At 73.8% G+C, this 16938-nt stretch carries 19 protein-coding genes; 8 read left to right on the top strand and 11 right to left on the bottom strand.

Features of this window, described 5'->3' with window-relative positions:
* Positions 1-72: 72 nt before the first annotated feature.
* Positions 73-1509, top strand: coding sequence for an acyl-CoA carboxylase subunit beta (locus tag ACVGV0_RS05870; RefSeq protein ID WP_459158835.1), 1437 nt, complete (start codon positions 73-75; stop codon positions 1507-1509).
* Between the two features lie 323 nt (positions 1510-1832).
* Here ACVGV0_RS05870 and ACVGV0_RS05865 read toward each other — a convergent pair whose 3' ends face one another.
* The 5 genes from ACVGV0_RS05865 to ACVGV0_RS05845 form a co-directional block, all read right to left on the bottom strand.
* Positions 1833-2336 (bottom strand): hypothetical protein, encoded by a 504-nt coding sequence (locus ACVGV0_RS05865; RefSeq protein ID WP_459158834.1) that lies wholly within the window; start codon positions 2334-2336, stop codon positions 1833-1835.
* A gap of 172 nt (positions 2337-2508) precedes the next feature.
* On the bottom strand, positions 2509-2985 hold the full coding sequence (locus tag ACVGV0_RS05860; protein ID WP_459159937.1) for a DUF3145 domain-containing protein: 477 nt from the start codon (positions 2983-2985) through the stop codon (positions 2509-2511).
* Positions 2986-3394: 409 nt separating this feature from the next.
* Positions 3395-4105 carry a hypothetical protein gene (locus tag ACVGV0_RS05855; RefSeq protein WP_459158833.1) on the bottom strand — a complete coding sequence of 237 codons (711 nt, stop codon included), beginning with the start codon at positions 4103-4105 and terminating at the stop codon, positions 3395-3397.
* Between the two features lie 98 nt (positions 4106-4203).
* Complete coding sequence (locus ACVGV0_RS05850) at positions 4204-5238, bottom strand: hypothetical protein (protein ID WP_459158832.1); 1035 nt, start codon at positions 5236-5238, stop codon at positions 4204-4206.
* Positions 5235-5777 carry a SigE family RNA polymerase sigma factor gene (locus ACVGV0_RS05845; protein ID WP_459158831.1) on the bottom strand — a complete coding sequence of 181 codons (543 nt, stop codon included), beginning with the start codon at positions 5775-5777 and terminating at the stop codon, positions 5235-5237. Before ACVGV0_RS05845 ends, ACVGV0_RS05850 begins: the two co-directional genes overlap by 4 nt.
* A 161-nt stretch (positions 5778-5938) precedes the next feature.
* Between ACVGV0_RS05845 and ACVGV0_RS05840 the strand changes: the two genes are divergently transcribed.
* Positions 5939-6772 carry an LLM class F420-dependent oxidoreductase gene (locus ACVGV0_RS05840; RefSeq protein ID WP_459158830.1) on the top strand — a complete coding sequence of 278 codons (834 nt, stop codon included), beginning with the start codon at positions 5939-5941 and terminating at the stop codon, positions 6770-6772.
* Positions 6773-6864: 92 nt separating this feature from the next.
* Here the strand turns inward: ACVGV0_RS05840 and ACVGV0_RS05835 are convergent, their stop codons facing one another.
* Entirely contained in the window at positions 6865-7056 is a 192-nt protein-coding gene (locus tag ACVGV0_RS05835) for a DUF397 domain-containing protein (protein ID WP_459158829.1), read from the bottom strand.
* Positions 7053-7895 (bottom strand): helix-turn-helix domain-containing protein, encoded by an 843-nt coding sequence (locus tag ACVGV0_RS05830; protein WP_459158828.1) that lies wholly within the window; start codon positions 7893-7895, stop codon positions 7053-7055. Before ACVGV0_RS05830 ends, ACVGV0_RS05835 begins: the two co-directional genes overlap by 4 nt.
* Positions 7896-8017: 122 nt before the next feature.
* Between ACVGV0_RS05830 and ACVGV0_RS05825 the strand changes: the two genes are divergently transcribed.
* Positions 8018-8374 carry a zinc finger protein gene (locus tag ACVGV0_RS05825; protein ID WP_459158827.1) on the top strand — a complete coding sequence of 119 codons (357 nt, stop codon included), beginning with the start codon at positions 8018-8020 and terminating at the stop codon, positions 8372-8374.
* Positions 8371-8541 carry a hypothetical protein gene (locus ACVGV0_RS05820; protein WP_459158826.1) on the top strand — a complete coding sequence of 57 codons (171 nt, stop codon included), beginning with the start codon at positions 8371-8373 and terminating at the stop codon, positions 8539-8541. Before ACVGV0_RS05825 ends, ACVGV0_RS05820 begins: the two co-directional genes overlap by 4 nt.
* 347 nt (positions 8542-8888) lie before the next feature.
* Here ACVGV0_RS05820 and pobA read toward each other — a convergent pair whose 3' ends face one another.
* Complete coding sequence (gene pobA, locus ACVGV0_RS05815) at positions 8889-10061, bottom strand: 4-hydroxybenzoate 3-monooxygenase (protein WP_459158825.1); 1173 nt, start codon at positions 10059-10061, stop codon at positions 8889-8891.
* A gap of 209 nt (positions 10062-10270) precedes the next feature.
* Between pobA and ACVGV0_RS05810 the strand changes: the two genes are divergently transcribed.
* The 3 genes from ACVGV0_RS05810 (at position 10271) to ACVGV0_RS05800 (ending at position 12960) form a co-directional block, all read left to right on the top strand.
* Positions 10271-11074, top strand: coding sequence for an SAM-dependent methyltransferase (locus tag ACVGV0_RS05810; protein ID WP_459158824.1), 804 nt, complete (start codon positions 10271-10273; stop codon positions 11072-11074).
* 81 nt (positions 11075-11155) lie between these two features.
* The gene (locus tag ACVGV0_RS05805) at positions 11156-11614 is read left to right on the top strand and encodes an RrF2 family transcriptional regulator (RefSeq protein WP_459158823.1); all 459 of its coding nucleotides are present in this window, start codon (positions 11156-11158) and stop codon (positions 11612-11614) included.
* 359 nt (positions 11615-11973) lie between these two features.
* A complete protein-coding gene (locus ACVGV0_RS05800) occupies positions 11974-12960 on the top strand; it encodes a sulfite exporter TauE/SafE family protein (protein ID WP_459158822.1) in 987 nt (328 codons plus the stop codon).
* A gap of 198 nt (positions 12961-13158) precedes the next feature.
* On the opposite strand, the gene ACVGV0_RS05795 is transcribed toward ACVGV0_RS05800, so the two are convergent.
* A complete protein-coding gene (locus ACVGV0_RS05795; RefSeq protein WP_459158821.1) occupies positions 13159-14391 on the bottom strand; it encodes an NAD(P)/FAD-dependent oxidoreductase in 1233 nt (410 codons plus the stop codon).
* A 226-nt stretch (positions 14392-14617) separates the two neighbouring features.
* Between ACVGV0_RS05795 and ACVGV0_RS05790 the strand changes: the two genes are divergently transcribed.
* Positions 14618-15133 (top strand): hypothetical protein, encoded by a 516-nt coding sequence (locus ACVGV0_RS05790; protein ID WP_459158820.1) that lies wholly within the window; start codon positions 14618-14620, stop codon positions 15131-15133.
* A 56-nt stretch (positions 15134-15189) separates the two neighbouring features.
* Here the strand turns inward: ACVGV0_RS05790 and ACVGV0_RS05785 are convergent, their stop codons facing one another.
* Both ACVGV0_RS05785 and ACVGV0_RS05780 read right to left on the bottom strand, forming a co-directional pair.
* Positions 15190-16146 (bottom strand): threonine/serine dehydratase, encoded by a 957-nt coding sequence (locus tag ACVGV0_RS05785; RefSeq protein ID WP_459158819.1) that lies wholly within the window; start codon positions 16144-16146, stop codon positions 15190-15192.
* Between the two features lie 102 nt (positions 16147-16248).
* The gene (locus ACVGV0_RS05780; RefSeq protein WP_459158818.1) at positions 16249-16896 is read right to left on the bottom strand and encodes a cyclase family protein; all 648 of its coding nucleotides are present in this window, start codon (positions 16894-16896) and stop codon (positions 16249-16251) included.
* Between the last annotated feature and the right edge of the window lie 42 nt (positions 16897-16938).

Genomic DNA, 16938 nt, shown 5'->3' with positions numbered 1-16938 from the left:
CCCCGCGTGCGCGGCCGCTGCCGCGCACCGCGACACCCGTCCTTCCCGGTTCTCCCTGTCGGAGGCATTTCGATGACCGCACTGGCCACCCGGCCGGAACACGCACCGGACCAGCGGGATCCCCGCGACCCGGAGCAGCGCCTGGAACAACTGCTGGACGAGGGCTCCATCGAACCGCTGCACCCGCGCGACGACAGCGGGATGTTCGCCGTGCGCGGCCGCATCGGCGGCGCCAGGGTCATCGCCTACTGCAGCGACGCCACGGCCAAGGGCGGTGCGCTGGGTTCGGCGGGCTGCGGTCACATCGTCGACGCCATCGACCAGGCGGTGCGGGAGCGCTGCCCGGTGATCGGCGTGTGGCACTCCGGCGGTGCCCGCATCCCGGAGGGGGTGGAGTCGCTGGACGGCATGGGGCAGATGTTCGCGGCGATGATCCGCGCCTCCGGCCGCGTGCCGCAGATCTCCGTGGTGGTCGGCCCGGCAGCGGGCGGCGCGGCGTACGGGCCGGCGCTGACCGACGTCGTCGTCATGGCCCCGGACGGGCGCGTGTTCGTCACCGGTCCGGACGTGGTCCGCAGCGTCACCGGCGAGGAGATCGACCAGGAGGGGCTCGGCGGCGCCGAGGCGCACGGTTCGAAGTCCGGCGTGGTGCACGTGGTCGCCGACGACGAGCCCGACGCCTACGCGCGGGCCCGCGAGATCACGGGCCTGTTCGCCACTCCCGGCATGTTCGACCTGCCGTCGGTGCAGGCCCCGCGCGACCTCGGCAAGCACCTGCCGGACCGCCCGCAGCGCGCCTACGACGTCAAGCCGCTGGTGCACGACCTGCTGGACTCGCGCGCGGACGGCTCGGCGGAGTTCGCCGAGCTGCAGGCGCGGTGGGCGCCGAACATGGTGACCGGTCTCGGCAGGCTCGGCGGCCGCACCGTGGGCGTGCTGGCGAACAACCCGCTGCGCAAGGGCGGTTGCCTCGACTCGCTGTCAGCGGAGAAGGCCGCGCGGTTCGTGCGGATGTGCGACTCGTTCGGCGTGCCGCTCGTGGTGCTCGTGGACGTGCCCGGCTACCTGCCGGGGGTGGACCAGGAGTGGGGCGGCGTCGTGCGGCGCGGGGCGAAGCTGCTGCACGCGTTCGGCGAGTCGGTCGTGCCGCGGGTGACGCTGGTGACGCGCAAGTCCTACGGCGGTGCCTACATCGCGATGAACGCGGCGGCGCTGGGGGCGACGAACGTGTTCGCCTGGCCGAACGCCGAGGTCGCGGTGATGGGCGCCAAGGCGGCGGTCGACATCGTGCACCGCAAGAAGCTGGCCGCCGCTCCGGAGGAGGAGCGCGAGGCGCTGCGCGAGCAGCTCACCGAGGAGCACCAGCGCGTGGCCGGGGGTGTCGACCGGGCGATGTCGATCGGTGTGGTCGACGAGGTCCTCGAGACCGACGACACGCGCAGGTGCCTCGCCGAGGCGCTGGCCGCCGCCCCCGCCGGCCGCGGTGCGCACGGCAACATCCCCCTCTGAGCCTCGGAGGCCGGGCCGCGGGCCTCGGGCGGACACGTGCCCGGCCAGCCGGCTGGACGTCCGGGTTGACCCCGGGTGCCCAGGAGTGGCGGGGAGGAACCTCGGCACGGCCTGGTCGCTCCCGAGCCGGATACACCTCCCCTCTCCTCCGATCGCGTGGGGACGGATTGTCCTGCACACGTGTGGGGACAACTCACAATTTTCATGAAAATTGTGCTCTCTGGAACGGTTCCAGTGTGGTCCGGTGCGGCGCCACGCCCTCCCCGGAGGGCCCGGCCCCTCTCCTGCCCGGGGGTGTCTCACCCGCCTGGGCAGGAGGGATCTCAGCAGCGGCCGACGAGGGCGCTGCCGGGCAGTCCGGAGGTGGCCAGCCGCGGCCCGTCGTCGCCCACCTCGAGCGGGTAGACGACGCGCCAGCGCACGCAGGGGCGCGGCAGCTGCGGCGGCGCGTCGCCGGGATCCTGGTGGCTGGTGAAGCTCAGGTGCACGCGCAGGTCGCGGCGGGAACCGGACTCGATGCGGTGCACGAGCACGTCGCTGTCGCGCGTGGAGGCGTACTCCTCGTGCCACTTCCCCGGCGGCATCTCGGCCTGCTTCGCCGGGGTGACGGTGGACTGCCACGCGGCGTAGTCCCGCTCGTTGATCGCGCTGAAGTGCGTGCGCAGCAGCTCGCCGACCACGTCCCGGTCGGGGTGCACGTCGGATCCCGGGGTGAACCGCAGCAACCCGCCCGGTTCGGCGACGGGCGGCTGCTGCGCCGACGCGGCGGGCCGGTACAGCTGGCGCGCCACCGCTCCCCCGGCGAGGGACCCCAGCAGCACGACCACCGCGAGGGGAAGGCTCCATTTCCACCAGGCACCCGATCGCACTGCTCCAGCTTCGCACACCGCGGTGCGCGCCCACTCCACCACGGCGGTGATCGGCGACCGCTCCCGGTGACCTGCGAGCGCGGTCGCCGGGCGCGGCACCCGCGGCCGGCGACCACGCCCGGGCCGCAGTTCAGCCGACGCGGTGCAGCGTCGTGACGGGGTCGCCTTCGGCGGCGTGCCGGAACGGTTCCAACTCCGCGTCCCAGGCGGCACCCAGCAGCTGCTGCACGCGGTGGTGCACGGACTCCGGCGCGCCCGGCTCGGCGGTCAGCGCGCGCAGCTGGTCCTCGCCCACGACGATGTCGCCGTTGGCGCTGGTGCACGCGCGCCACAGCCCGAGGCTCGGAACGTGGCAGAAGCGCTGCCCGTCCATGCCCGGACTGGGGTCCTCGGTGACCTCGAACCGCAACATCGGCCACGCGCGCAGCGCCGCGACGAGGCGCGCGCCGGTGCCCGGTTCTCCGGACCACGTGCAGTCGGCGCGGAGCTGACCGGGGGCTGCCGGTTGCGCCGTCCAGCGCAGTTCGGTGCGGACCCCGAGAGCTCCGGACACGGCCCACTCGACGTGCGGACAGACCGCAGACGGCGATGAGTGGACGTAGACCACGCCGCTCGTGGGGCCACGCGTGCTGCCACGGGTGCTCACTGCTGACCTCCGCTTCGACGAGGGACGTCTTCCCCTACGACCTCGACGACGTCGATCAGTCGGCCCCCGGGTGGCTGACCGGGCCGATGACGATCACCTTTCGACGCGTCATTCTGCACAGGGGTTGCGATCACGCGCCACAGCGCAGCACCGGGCCCGCCCCCGGCCGCGGGCGGACACAGCTGGCGAGGGAGTCGAGCACCGCGCGTGATCATCGCAGCTGACAACCGTTCCGACGAAGATCACCCCGAAAGCAGCACGAGCCCGGCCACTGCCCCGCTCTCCGCGAATATCACTCTCCCGAGTGACACAGCTACCGCTGTCGGGTCTTGCGGCCCGGCCGTGCAGCACGCCGCACCCGCGGCTCCGGTCACTCCTCGGACCGCTCCGACCGGGGCTGCGCCGACCGCTCCGAGCGGGGCTCGGGAACCGCTCCGCCCTCCTGCGCCGCCCCCGCGCACCCGCCGCGCGCGGACCGCCCGGGCCGCGGCAGCCGCCGCGGCGGAAGCGTCACGTAGGCCCGGGTCAGCCAGGCTCCGAGCTGCAGCGGCAGCAGCAGCGGCACGACCGCGGTCAGCGCCGCGGCGACCACCCCGGCGCGCAACACGTCGACCGGCACCAGCACCGGACTGCGGTCGACGAAGTTTTCGGTGAGCATCGCGCACCCGCACAGCAGGGCGATCACAGCGGCCAGCGCGACGGCCCCGAGCACGAACGCGGGCCGGTAACCGAGGTGCTCCGAGCCGAGCATCACCGCCACCCACCCGAACAGCGCCGGGCTCTGGTGCCGCTCGGTGGTGGCGGCCCAGAGCAGCCCTCCCACCACGGGCAGCGCCGCGGCACCGGTGGACCACGCCGTGGCGAGCTGCGCGCTCCACGTCTCACCGCCCAGCCCGAGCCGCGCGAGCATCGCCCCGAGCACGTCGAACGCGCTCGGTTCCGCACCGGCCGGCAGCTGCCCGCCGATCCACCCGAACGTCCAGGCCGACACCGCGAGGGCGGCGAGGAGCTGCCCGCGCGGGCGGTCCAGCGCCGTCCGCGCGAGCCGGAGCAGTTCCCCGCGACGATTCCGCGCATCCACCGCGGGGGATTCTCCCCGATGATCGACACCGACCGGGCGTTTCGCGCCGGCCCGGGCATGTCCCGCCGCCCGGCCGGTGCGGGTCGCCGCCTCCCGGTCTAGCCCCACAGCGTCGCGGGCCGCCCGGCGCAGTCCGCGGCGCACTGCGCGGGGACGTCGCGGACCACGGCGCCGTCCACGAGCCACTGCCGCTGCCCCGCGGAGACGAGCACCCGCCCCAACCGGTCGGTGGACAGCTGCGGCCGGCCCGGGCGCAGCTCCCCCGCGGTGAACGGGACGCCGGCGCCGGTGACCGCGCCGGAAGCACCGTCCACTTTCGTCACGCGCACCTCGCCGCTGCCGCACGCGGCGGGCCGCAGCACCGCCACACCGCTCTCGCTGCCGGTCACCGCCAGCGGTCCGCACTCCCCGCTGTCCAGACCGGACACCGCCGGGCCCTCGACCGCGCCCGCGGACGGATCCACCACGCGGAGCTCGGTCGAGCGCCCCTCGCCGAGCAGCACGCCCACGCGTCCGCCCCCGGTCAGCGCCACGTCGCGCACGCTCGAACCCGCGGGCACGTCGAGTTCCCGCCGCCGATCGCCGGCCACGAGCACCACCGCCTCGCCGGCGGCGCGCCGGTCGACGTAGGCGACGCGACCGGAGCGGGCCGCGAGGATCGACGGATCAGCCGTGTCCGGCACGCGCGCCACCGGGCGGCGCTGCCCGTCGGGCGAGACGGCGAAGATTTCCCGCTGCGTCCCGGCGACCAGCACGTACACGTTCTCGGCTGTGCCGGCGAGCGCTTCGGGGCGGCTCCGGTCGAACCGCGCCAGGTCCGGACCGCGCCCCCCGCCGGCGATGTCGTACAGCGCCAGCACACCGGGTTCCGCGGTGGCGACGTAGCTGTTCGGGCGCACGCTCACCGGGTGCGGCTCGCCCTCGGGCTGCGACCCGGCGAGGACGTAGACGAGCAGGCCGCAGGCCGCGGCGACGGTCACCGCGGCCGACAGCACCGGAACCCGGCGGTGGCGGCGCCTGCGCGTGCGGGCGAGCACGCGGGCGAACGCGCCCGGTTCCGGTTCCACGTCCTCGACGGCGCGCTGCAGGTGGGCGCGCAGCCGTTCCGCTGTGGACTCCCGCTCACCGCTCACGCCCGCTCCCCCAGCAACTCGACCAGCCGCGCGGCACCCCGCGAGCAGTACGCCTTCACCGCTCCCGGGCTGCATCCCATCACGCTGGCGGTCCGCGCTTCGCTGAGGTCGGCGTAGTAGCGCAGCACGATGGCCTCCCGCTGCCGCCGCGGCAGCTGCGCCAGCGCAGCGCTGAGCACCGCGCGGTCCACGCCGCGGCCCGTGTCGTCCGGTTGCGCGTCGCGCGTGGCCAGGCGAGGCTGGTACCGCCGGGCGACGCGCCGGCGCCGCAGCACCGAACGGGCCCGGTTCAGCACGGCCTGCCGCAGGAACGCCAGCGCCTTGTCCGGATCGCGCAACCGCGCCCGCGAGTCGTACACCCGCACGAACGCGTCCTGCACGATGTCCTCCGCGCTGCCGCGGTCGTCCACCAGCAGCACGGCGATGCGCAGGAGTTGCCGGTAGTTCTCCTGGTAGAGGTCGGTCAGCTTGTCCGTCAGTTCATCCATGGCCGCCAGCCCGTCGCCCGGCCAGGCGGTCACGGGCACTGCGATCGACACCGTCACATCCCTGCACGACGCCCGAACCCCCCTCTACGGTTGTGGCCGGAATCGGTTGACCCTCGTCCGCGCCGGCGAGCCGCACGCTTCCATGATCATCTCATGTCGGCGCGCCCGTCCGGCGAGGTCTCCGAACACCCCGACCCCGACAGGAGGATCCGATGCGGTTCGGCATCCAGACGTTCATCACCGACGAAGGAATCCCACCGGCCCCGCTCGCCCAGGCCTCGGAGCAGCGCGGTTTCGACTCGCTGTTCATCGCCGAGCACACGCACATCCCCGCCAGCCGGGAGACCCCCTACCCCGGTGGCGGCGATCTGCCCCGGATCTACTACCGCACGTTGGACCCGTTCGTCGCGCTCACCGCAGCGGCGGCGGTCACCGAGCGGCTCGTCGTCGGCACCGGGATCGCACTGATCATCGAACGCGATCCGATCACCACCGCCAAGGAGGTCGCCAGCCTCGACGTGGTCTCGGGCGGGCGGTTCGTGCTCGGCGTCGGTGCGGGCTGGAACCGCGAGGAGATGCGCAACCACGGCACGGACCCGTCCCGCCGGGGCGCTCTCATGGACGAGCGGATCCGCGCCATGCGCGCCGTCTGGACCGAGGAGCGGGCCGAGTTCCACGGCGAGCACGTGGATTTCGACCCGATCTACGCCTGGCCCAAGCCGGTGCAGACCCCGCACCCGCCGATCTACGTGGGCGGGGAGAGCGAGCGCTCGGTGGAGCGGGTGGCCGAGTACGGCGGCGGCTGGCTGCCCCGCGGTGGCACCGAGAACCTCGGGGAGCGGATCGAGAAGGTCCGCGACCGCGCCGGCTGGCGCGTTCCCGTGTCGGTGTACGCCGCACCGGCCGACCGCGCCACGCTCGAGGAGTACGCCGAGTCCGGGGTGGACGAGGCGCTGCTCGCCCTGCCGACCGAACCGCAGGACGCGTCCTTGCGGCGGCTCGACGAGCTCGCGGAGCTGACGAGCGGACTCGCCGACCGGACGTGAGCGGACGGCCGCGGTCGGCGCCGCGTTGACCGGCGTCGGCCGCGACGACCGCCGCACCTCACGCGAGGCAGCACCTCACGGGAAACAGCACCTCACGCGAAGCGGTCCGACTTGACCGCCGCGAGGAACACCTGCCACTGCCGCCGATCAGCGGTGAAGTAACCCGCGGCGCGGTCCTTCGTGTCCCGGACAGCAGCGCCACCGGCGATGCGCCCCACCTCGACGCAGCTGCTGTTCGGGCCGGACCAGCTGGACTTGCGCCAGTTCTGCGGGGATGCCGTCATGTCGTCCCTTCCAGTTTCTCCGCCATCCTGGCCATGAGTTCCTTCGACTGCTCCGCGCTCATGGCCACCTCCGGCAGCGTATCGACAGCGCGTTCGTAACTCGCCACGTCGTCGCGGTCATACAGGAAGGCCGGACCGCGGTAGTGTTCCAGGTGGACGATCGGTGCTGCCTTCGGGAACTTGTACAGCACGAACGCGCCGTCGTGGGCGAGCGTCCACCGCTGCAGACCGTCCGGTATCACCCGGAGGTCGATGTTCGGCCGCGACGCGACCTCGATCAGATGCCGGACCTGTTCGGCCATCACCTCCCGCCCACCGAGGGCATCGCGCAACACGTGCTCGGTCACGTACGCGGTGATCCGCCGGGGCTCGGACAACGCTTCGCGCCGCGCCATACGCAGTTCGATGCGCACATCGCGCTCGTCCGGCGTGAGGCTGGCCATAACTGCGGCCGCGTAATCGCGGGTTTGCAGCGGGCCGGGAACGACGAGCGGCGCGACGTGCACGATGTCGCTCGCATCGCGGTCGAACTCGCTGATTTCGAGCAGGTGGCGGTGGATCCCTGATCTCGTGATCAGGTTCGGCTCGGAGGCCGAGTGCGCGAACTCGATGAGCTCGTCGTAGCGCTGCCCGGTAATGCCGAACAGTCCGAGAACACGCGCTACGTAGTCCACAGGGGCAGTGCGGGCACCTCTCTCATACCGGGACACCGTGGTCTGCGTGATCCCGAGTTCCTCGGCGAGCTGACGACCGTTCAAGCCAGCCTGCTTGCGCAGGTCGCGAAGTTCCGCGCCCAGCAGACGCGCCTTGGGTGTATGCGTCTCGTTGAGTCCGGCCATGACTCAGAACGCTAATCGAAACCGAGAAGCGATCAGTACACCTGATCGAGGCATTGCCCATTTGAAACCGGTTAGCGACAGTGAAACCGGTAATTCGATGATCGACACCAGGAGCCAACGACATGCCTCATCCGTTCTCGTGGGTGCCGGGCCAGGGCGCCCGGCACGCCACGACAGATCCGCGTCCACCGCACAGCGGCCTGGTCTACCCGCCCGATGTGCCCGTGTCCGCGCTGTGCGGACGGGCGGTGACCACGGCCGGCGGAGTGACCGCGTGGCTGTGGGAGACGTGCCCGGAGTGCGACGAGCGCGCCCGCGCGCTGGTGGGCGCCCCGTCGCGGGCGGAAATCCGCGCGCACCAGAACACCGGACCCGAGACCACCGGGCACCGGAGCACTCGGCATCGGGACACCGCGCACCCGGGCACCGCGCACCCGGGCACCGGCGGGCACCGGAACACCGCGGGGAACGCGCGATGAGCCCGGAGTTCCGCCCCCACATGCGCAAGCGCCCCGGGGAGACCCAGCGGCAGTACCGCGAGCGGCTTTCCCGCTCGTGCTACCGGTGCGGCTGGTACTGCACCGACCTGCGCGTGCTGGACGCCCACGAGCAGCGGTGCACCGCCGGAGGCGGTGGTGCTCCGTGACGCCGTTCGCAGTGGTCCTCGGCGTGATCCTGACCGTGGACGCCGCGGGACTGATCGGAGCGTGGTGGTCGCTGCAACGGCCCGCCCGCGCCGGTGGGCGCTCACCCGCGCGCGCAACGCACCGCACGCACGTCACGACGCCATCTGTCCGGTCCTCCGCCCGCGCGTCCGACCCCGCGATCCCCTGGCCCACGGAGGACCCCGACCAGCGCCCGCACCCGCGGGCGGGCCGCTCCCACCCGCGTGCCCGGCGGCCCCACCAGCGCGCAGATGGTCAGGTGACCGGCGCCCGCCCTGCCCCCGGACCCGCGGCGCCCCGCTCGGGGACACCGCCGCCGCGGGCCGGATCAGACCAGCGGCATGCCCACGTAGTTCTCCGCCAGCGTGGTCGCCGCGGCGGTCGAGTTGCGCAGGTAGTCGAACTGCGAGCGCTGCAGCCGCCGGTCGAACGCCGCGTCCGGCCCGTCGAAGCGGTGCGTCAGCGAGGTCATCCACCAGGAGAAGTGCTGCACGCGCCAGACCCGCAGCAGGCAGTCCTGCGAGTACGTGTCCAGCCCGGTGGTGCTGCCGCTGCCGTAGTAGTCGTCCAGCGCCTCGCACAGCCGGTACACGTCGGCGACGGCCAGGTTGAGCCCCTTCGCCCCGGTGGGCGGCACGATGTGCGCCGAGTCGCCGGCGAGGAACAGCGATCCGTAGCGCATCGGCTCGGAGACGAAGCTGCGCATCGCCGTGACGCTCTTGTCGATGATCGGCCCCTGGCGCAGGCTCCAGCCCTCGCTGCCGAGGCGGACGGCGAGCTCGTCCCAGATCTGCTGGTCCGACCAGTCCGCGGCCGACTCCTCCGGCGAGCACTGCAGGTACAGCCGGCTGAGCTCGGCCGAGCGCATGCTGTGCAGCGCGAAGCCGTTGCGGTGGTTGGAGTAGATGAGCTCGTCGGTGGACGGGGGGACCTCGGCGAGGACGCCGAGCCAGCCGAAGGGGTAGACCCGCTCGTAGACGGTGCGCACGTCCTCGGGGATGCTGTCCCGGCACACGCCGTGGAAGCCGTCGCAGCCGACGACGAAGTCGGCCTCCAGCTCGTGCTGCGCGCCCTCGTGGGTGAACCGCACGAACGGGCGGTCGGTGGTCACGTCGTGCACGGAGACGTCGGAGACCCCGTGGTGGATCCGACCGCCGTCGGCGGCGCGGCGCTCGGCGAGGTCGCGCACCACGTTGGCCTGGCCGTAGACGGTGATGGCCCGGCCGGTGAGCTCGGTGAACGGGATGTGCACGTGCTCGCCGTCGAACTGCACGTAGACCCCGCGGTGCACGTCGCCCTCGGCGGCCAGCCGCTCGCCCACGCCGACCGAGTGCAGCAGGTCGACGGTGCCCTGCTCGAGGACGCCCGCGCGCACCCGCTGCTGGACGTGTTCCTGGCTGCGCCGTTCCAGCACCACGGAGTCGACGCCCCGCAGGTGCAGCATGTGCGAGAGCAGCAGCCCCGCCGGTCCCCCGCCGATGATGGCGACCTGAGTTCGCATTGTTCGCATTCCTCCCGTGACTCGGACCACCCCAGGGTTTCAGCCGCCTCGTCGGCAGCAGCGACACCGGACTCCCGCTGAGCGGAAAGGTGCCGATCCGTCCGGGTGCGCTCGCGGAAGGCCGCGCGGTTGCCGCGCCGCAGCGGACGACCCGCGGGGCGGTGTCGCCTAGGGTGGCGATCACCGAACCGCGCGAAACGAGGAGCACCGTGCCCGAGGCCGACGAACCGCAGCACGTTGACACCACCCGGCCGAACGCGGCCCGGATGTACGACTACTACCTGGGCGGTTCCGCGAACTTCGCGGTCGACCGGGAAGCCGCCGAGGCCGGTGCGCGCGTCCTCCCGGACGCGGTGCGCTACGCGCGGGCGAACCGGGCGTTCCTCGGCCGCGCCGTGCACCACCTGTGCGAGCGGGGCGTCGACCAGTTCCTCGACCTCGGATCGGGCATCCCGACCAAGGGCAACGTGCACGAGCTGGCGCGGCAGCACTCCGCCGCGGCGCGCATCGCCTACGTCGACATCGAACCGGTGGCCGTCGCGCACGCCCGACGCCTGCTGCACGGCGTGGACGGCGTCACGGTCACGCAGGCCGACGTGCGCGATCCGCAGGCCGTGCTGGCGGATCCGGGCGTGGCCGAGCTGCTCGACTTCACCCGGCCGGTGGCGGTGCTGGCGGTGGCGATCCTGCCGTTCGTGCCCGACGACGCCGAGGCGGTCGCGATGTTCGCCGGTTACCGCGCCGCCTGCGCCGCGGGCAGCTACCTGGCCGTCTCGCACATCTCGCAGCTCGGCGCCAGCGCAGAAGAGGTGGCCAACGCCGAGGAGGTCATGGCGCGCACGCCCACCCCGGTGTCCTGGCGCACCGCCGACCGCATCATGCCGCTGCTGCAGGGCTGCGAACTGGTGCGGCCGGGGCTGGTACCGGTGGCGCAGTGGCGGCCCGACACGCCGCCCTCCCCGGAGGAGGTCGCGCGGGCCAACTCGTTCGGCGCCGTCGGCTACCTGCCCTGACGGAGCCCCTGCGGGAGCGCGCTCGCCCCGCCGCCCACCCGGCACCCCCTTCACTCGGCGGAGTTACGGGACAATAGCCCCATGCGGATCTCGGCCAAGGTGGACTACGCGGTGCGGGCGCTCATCGAGATCGGCCGGTTGCAGCCGGGCGAGGTGGCCCGGGCCGAGGACCTCGCCGCCGCGCAGGGCATCCCCCGCACGTTCCTGCTGAACGTGCTCGCGGACCTGCGCAAAGCCGGCATGGTGGCCAGCAGGCGCGGGCAGACGGGCGGCTGGGTGCTGGCCCGCTCCCCCGGGTTGATCTCCGTCGCCGACGTCATCCGCGCCACCGACGGCCCGCTGGTCAGCATCGCCGGCTCGCGCCCGGAGGACGCCACCTACCAGCCGTCCGAGGCCGTGCTGCAGCGCGTGTGGATCGCGCTGCGCAGCAGCCTGCGCGAGGTCCTGGAGCACGTCACCCTGGCGGACCTGCTGGAGAGCTCGCTGCCGCCGGAGATCGACGCGCGCACGGCCAGCGAGGAGGTCTGGCGCAGCCGGTAACTCCTGCCAGGGCGGCCCCTCAGCGCGCCGCGCCCGGCACGCGCAGCCCCGGGGGCGATTCCCGTCGCGCACCCGGCGTGCGCACCTGCTCCGCCCGACTCCTCCGATTCCTCCGCGCAAGGCGCTGTGACTCTCCGCACAGCCGCAGAGCGTGGGCGGCGTACCCCCGCAGGGACGCAATCGCGCCCCACCCACCACGTGCGCTGCACGTCCACCACCAGCGCCCGGTTCGGCCCCGCCGGAAACACCCGATCCTACTTCGTGGAACGGCTGTAGCTCGGCGGCGAGAAACTGTACCTTTCTTGTCGACTTAGTTGTGAAAACGCGCCGACGGGTGCGGACAACGCGGGAGCATTCGCATGGTGACTTTGGTGCTCGTGGCCCTGGCCGGGTTCGCAGCACAGCTGGTGGACGGATCGCTGGGCATGGCCTTCGGGGTGACTGCCACGACCGGGCTGCTGGCCGTGGGCACGGCACCCGCCGTGGCGTCGGCCTCGGTGCACCTCGCCCAGATCGGCACGGCCGCCGCCTCCGGTGTCTCGCACTGGCGGTTCGGCAACGTGGACTGGCCGGTCATGCTCTGGCTGTCCCTGCCCGGAGCCGCCGGCGGGTTCCTCGGAGCCACCGTGCTCACCAGCCTCTCCACCGAGGCGAGCGAGCCGTGGATGGCCACGCTGCTGCTCCTGCTCGGCTGCTACGTGATCATCCGGTTCGCCCTCGGCACCCGACCGGTCGTCCGCTCCGGCCTCACGGTGCAGAACCGGCGCTGGCTCGCGCCGCTGGGCCTGGCCGCCGGCTTCCTCGACGCCACCGGCGGAGGCGGCTGGGGACCGATCTCCACGTCGACGCTGCTGAGCAGCGGACGCCTCGCCCCGCGCCGCGTCATCGGCTCGGTCGACACCGGTGAGGTCCCGGTGTCCCTGGCCGCCAGCGCCGGCTTCCTGCTGTCCCTCGGCACCAGCGGGCTGTCGCCGGTGATCATCGGCGGGCTGCTCATCGGCGGCGTCGCCGCCGCCCCGTTCGCCGCCTACCTCGTGCGGATCCTGCCGACCCGCATCATCGGCGTCGGCGCGGGCGGCATGATCGTGCTGACGAACCTGCAGCTGCTCCTGTCCCCCATCGGCGTCGAGGGCACCTCGCTCGTGGCGGTCAACGCGGTGCTCCTGGTGCTCTGGATCGGCGCGATCACCTGGGCGGTGCGGCGGACGCTGGCCGAGCGCCGCGCGGCGGCCCCCACCGGAGCGGCGCGGGCGCACGGCCCCGCGGAACCCGCCGAGGACTCCGCGGAACCCGCCGCGGCACCGGAGGCGGCGCGCACCGGGGACCACTACGAGCCCGTGAGCTGACCACGCCGGTCCCGCGAGCACCGACCCGAGGCGGTCACCGGCGGGGGTCGAACGCCGCCAGATCCACCTCGGCGTGCCCGTCGACGAGCAGCTGCGCCACGAGTCGCCCGGTCAGCGGACCGGAGGCGGCGCGCACCGGGGACCACTACGAGCCCGTGAGCTGACCACGCCGGTCCCGCGAGCACCGACCCGAGGCGGTCACCGGCGGGGGTCGAACGCCGCCAGATCCACCTCGGCGTGCCCGTCGACGAGCAGCTGCGCCACGAGTCGCCCGGTCAGCGGGCCGAGCGTGACACCCCACATGCCGTGCCCGCCGGCGGCGTAGACGCCGGGTGTGCGGGTCGGCCCGATCAGCGGCAACCCGTCCCCGGTCAGCGGCCGCGGGCCGACCCACATGTCGGTGGCCGTGCTCCAGTCCGCCTCCGGGAGCACGCGCTCGGCCTGCCGCCGGAACCGCTCGGCGTGCGCGGAGATCACCCCGGCGTCGGGTTTCTCCAGTTCCATCAGGCTGGAGACCCGCACGCCGTCGCGGAACGGCGTGCAGGCGATGCGCGGCCCCGCGAAGTGCACCATCCCGTTCGGCCGGGTGGGCACCTGCACCTGGAAGCTGTAACCGCGGCCGGCGTGCATCGGCATCCGCACACCGTGCTCCCGGCCCAGCGGGGACAGCCACGCCCCGTTGGCCAGCACGACCGCATCGACCTCGGCGGTGTCGTCCGCGGAGTCCACGCGCACCCGCCCGCCGCGTTCGGCCACCCGCTGCACCTGCTGCCCCTCGCGGACCTCCCCGCCGGCGGAGCGGACGCCGTCGGCCAGCACCTCCAGGGTGCGCGGCGGGTCGAGGAAGCGCTGCCCGTTGATGCGCACGCCCACCGCGGCCCGCGAGCCCGCGGTGATCGGTTCCGCCGCGTGCAGCTCGTCCGCGGTGAGCACGTCGTGGTCCACCCGGTAGCCGCCGGCGGCGAGCGCGCTGAGCTCGTGCAGCAGGCCATCGGCCTCGGCCGCGTCCGCCGCCACCGAGGTGAACGGGGCGCGGGTGAACGACACCGGCACGCCCGCGTCCACGAGCTCGTCGTAGGCCGACAGCGCCCGCGCGTTCAGCGGTGCCTGCGCCCGCACCGCGCGCCGCCACGTGCGCGCCGTGGAGCGGGTGAGGAACGTGCGCAGGAAGGCGGCGAGCTCGCGGTCGACGCGGCGCGGCAGCAGCACCGCCGAGTCGCGGTCGACCAGGCTGCGCAGCGCTGCGCGGACGTTGGACGGCTCGGGCAGCGGCACCGCGAGCGAGGGCTCGAGCTGCCCGGCGTTGCCCCACGACGCCCCGGCGCCGACGTGCTGGCGCTCCCACACGGTCACGCCGACACCGCGCTGCAGGAGGTGCCAGGCGCAGGACAGGCCGATGATCCCACCTCCGACGACAGCGACCTCGCGCACCGACTCCTCCCTTCTCCGCGATGGCACAGCTCGTGGTCGAGCGCCCCGGCGACGTGCGGTGCCGGGGCGTCCCGGACGAGTCGGCGAGCATACGTCCGCGCCGCTGCGGCCTCAAGATCGCCGCGGCGAGTCGCGGTGGGCACGAAGACCCTTGCCGCAGGTCTGCGCCCGAGGCCCACTGGTGGGCGCGGTGAAGCGGGGAGGACCGAGGACGGGGGCGAGGGCCGTGGCACACCACCCGATGCGCATCGCTGCCCTGCTCGCGGGATTCGCGCTCGTGCTGGGGGGCTGCTTCGACGAGAGCGGGACTGGAACGGCGCCACCGCCGGAACCGCAACCAGCCCCTCCCGGGCCGGTGCACCGGGCGCCGCCCGCCGAAACCCCGCCCCCGGACAACTGCGGGCTCGACCCCGCGGACATGGACGAGGCCACCAAGGCCCAGTGCGGTCTGACCGGCGCCCCGGAGGGCACCGGTCCTGGCGAGGAGACCGCCCCCGGCGGTTCCGGGAGCCCCTCCGGGGACGAGGAGGGCCGCGTCGACGACGGGGCGGACGAGGTGCCCGCGCCGGAGCAGTACCAGCGGTACCGGGAGGAAACCGGCTACCCGTACGACTACGAGCAGTACGACCAGCTGCCGGGATACCAGCAGTGCGGGACCGCCTGCGGTCAGGAACCGACCAGCGGTGAAGTCCAGCAGCAGTACGGCTGCGAGCAGGGCTGGATACCGGCCGAGCAGTGCTGACCCGCACGACGACCGCGACTCGCCGCGGCGAGTCGCGGTGGGCGGCACCAGCGCCCCTACGCCAGGTCCGCGACGTCCGTGTTCGCCCCGCACAGGACCACGGCGAGCCGTTCGCCCTCCGCCGGCCGGTACGCGCCGGAGAGCAGCGCCGCGAGGGCGGCGGCCGTGCCGTGCTCGACGACGAGGCGGTACTGCTGCCACAGCAGGTCGCGGGCCGCGGTGATGTCCGCGTCGTCGACGAGCACCGGGGCGACACCGGTGCGCGCGGCCACCTCGTGGGCGATCCCTCCCAGGCGGGTGGCGCCGAGCGAGTCGGCCGCGATGCCGGAGACGTCGACGTCGACGGGCTCACCGGCGTCGAGGGCCGCGTGCAGCGTGGGGATGCCGCGCGGTTCCACCCCGACCACGCGGGCCCGCCCCTCGGTGGCGGCGGCGACGCCGGCCATGAGGCCACCGCCGCCGACGGCGAGCAGGATCGTGTCCAGCTCTCCCCCTGTCTGCTCGAGCAGCTCACGACCGAGGGTCCCCTGCCCCGCGCAAATCTCCGGCTGGTCGTAGGCGTGGCAGAACAGCGCGCCCGTCTCGGCGACGTGCTCGACGGCGGCGGCGTGGGCATCGGCGTACTTCGCGCCGGTCCGCACGACGGTGGCGCCGAGCTTCTCCAGCTTCGCCACCTTCACCGCCGGCGCGGTCTCCGGCACGTACACCCGGACCGGCACGCGCTGCTGCGCGGCGGCGTGGGCCGCGGCGAGCCCCGCGTTGCCGCCGGAAGCGGCCACCACCCCGGCGTCGGTGAGCTGCCCGTGCTCGGCGGCGGTGCGGATCCTGTTGAACGCGCCGCGCGCCTTGAACGAGCCGGTGTGCTGGAGCTGCTCGAGCTTGCACCACACCTCCGCCGCGGGGGCGAGCTCCGCGGCGTCGAACGCGGCGGCGTCGAACTGGACGAGCGGCGTGGTGCGGACGTCGCGGCGGATGCGTGCGGCGGCTTCCGCCACCCGGGAGCGAGTGATCATGCCGCCCATCATGACCACCGGGCGGCACCAGCACCACCGATCCCGGCGCCGGGTTCGGTGCTCGCGCTCGCCCGGACGCCGGCGGTTCCCGCTGCCCACGGCTCACGGGACGACCGCGAAGGCCCGCACCGGGAACGTGCCCAACCCCCGCACCGCCGGGGGCACCGCGGTGAACCTGGCTCCGGTCCCCGGCAGCGCGTCCAGGCCGGTGAGGTGCTCGACGACCGGTGCGCCGGCGGCCAGCAGGGCGGTGTGCGCCGGCCGATCGCCGGTGCGGGTGTCGTCGATGTTGACCGAGTCGATCCCGACGAGCGCGGCGCCGCGGTCCACCAGGTGCCGGGCGCCCGCTCCGGTGAGGTGCGGGTGGTCCGGATCGCCGTACCGCTCGGTGCCCCAGTGGCGGTCCCAGCCCGTCCGCAGCAGGACGGCGCACCCCTCGACCTCGACCCCCTCGAGCGCTTCGGGGCCGATGGCGCCGTCGCCGTCGAGCACGACCGCGGGCAGCGCGGCGCAGCGCTCCAGCAGCAGCCGGTGCAGGTCCGCGCCGTCGCGGAAGCGGTGCGCGGGCGTGTCGAGGTACGTGCCGGTGTTGGTGACCATGTCGATGCGCCCGATGGTGAACTCCGTGCCCGCCGAGTAGTGCGCGCGCGAGTCCTCGAAGCTCAGGTGGCTGGAGATGTCCGGGCCCGGCAGCCCCGGGTAGGTGACCGTGCCGGGTTCGATGACGTGGCTGAGGTCGACGAAGCCCATCGCCCCATCCTGCCGCCGCCGCGTAACCGGTCGAACGCGCCC

Source organism: Salinifilum ghardaiensis, assembly GCF_054491345.1.
The sequence above is the reverse complement of the archived record's forward strand: the minus strand, read 5'-3'. Positions and strand labels throughout refer to the sequence as shown.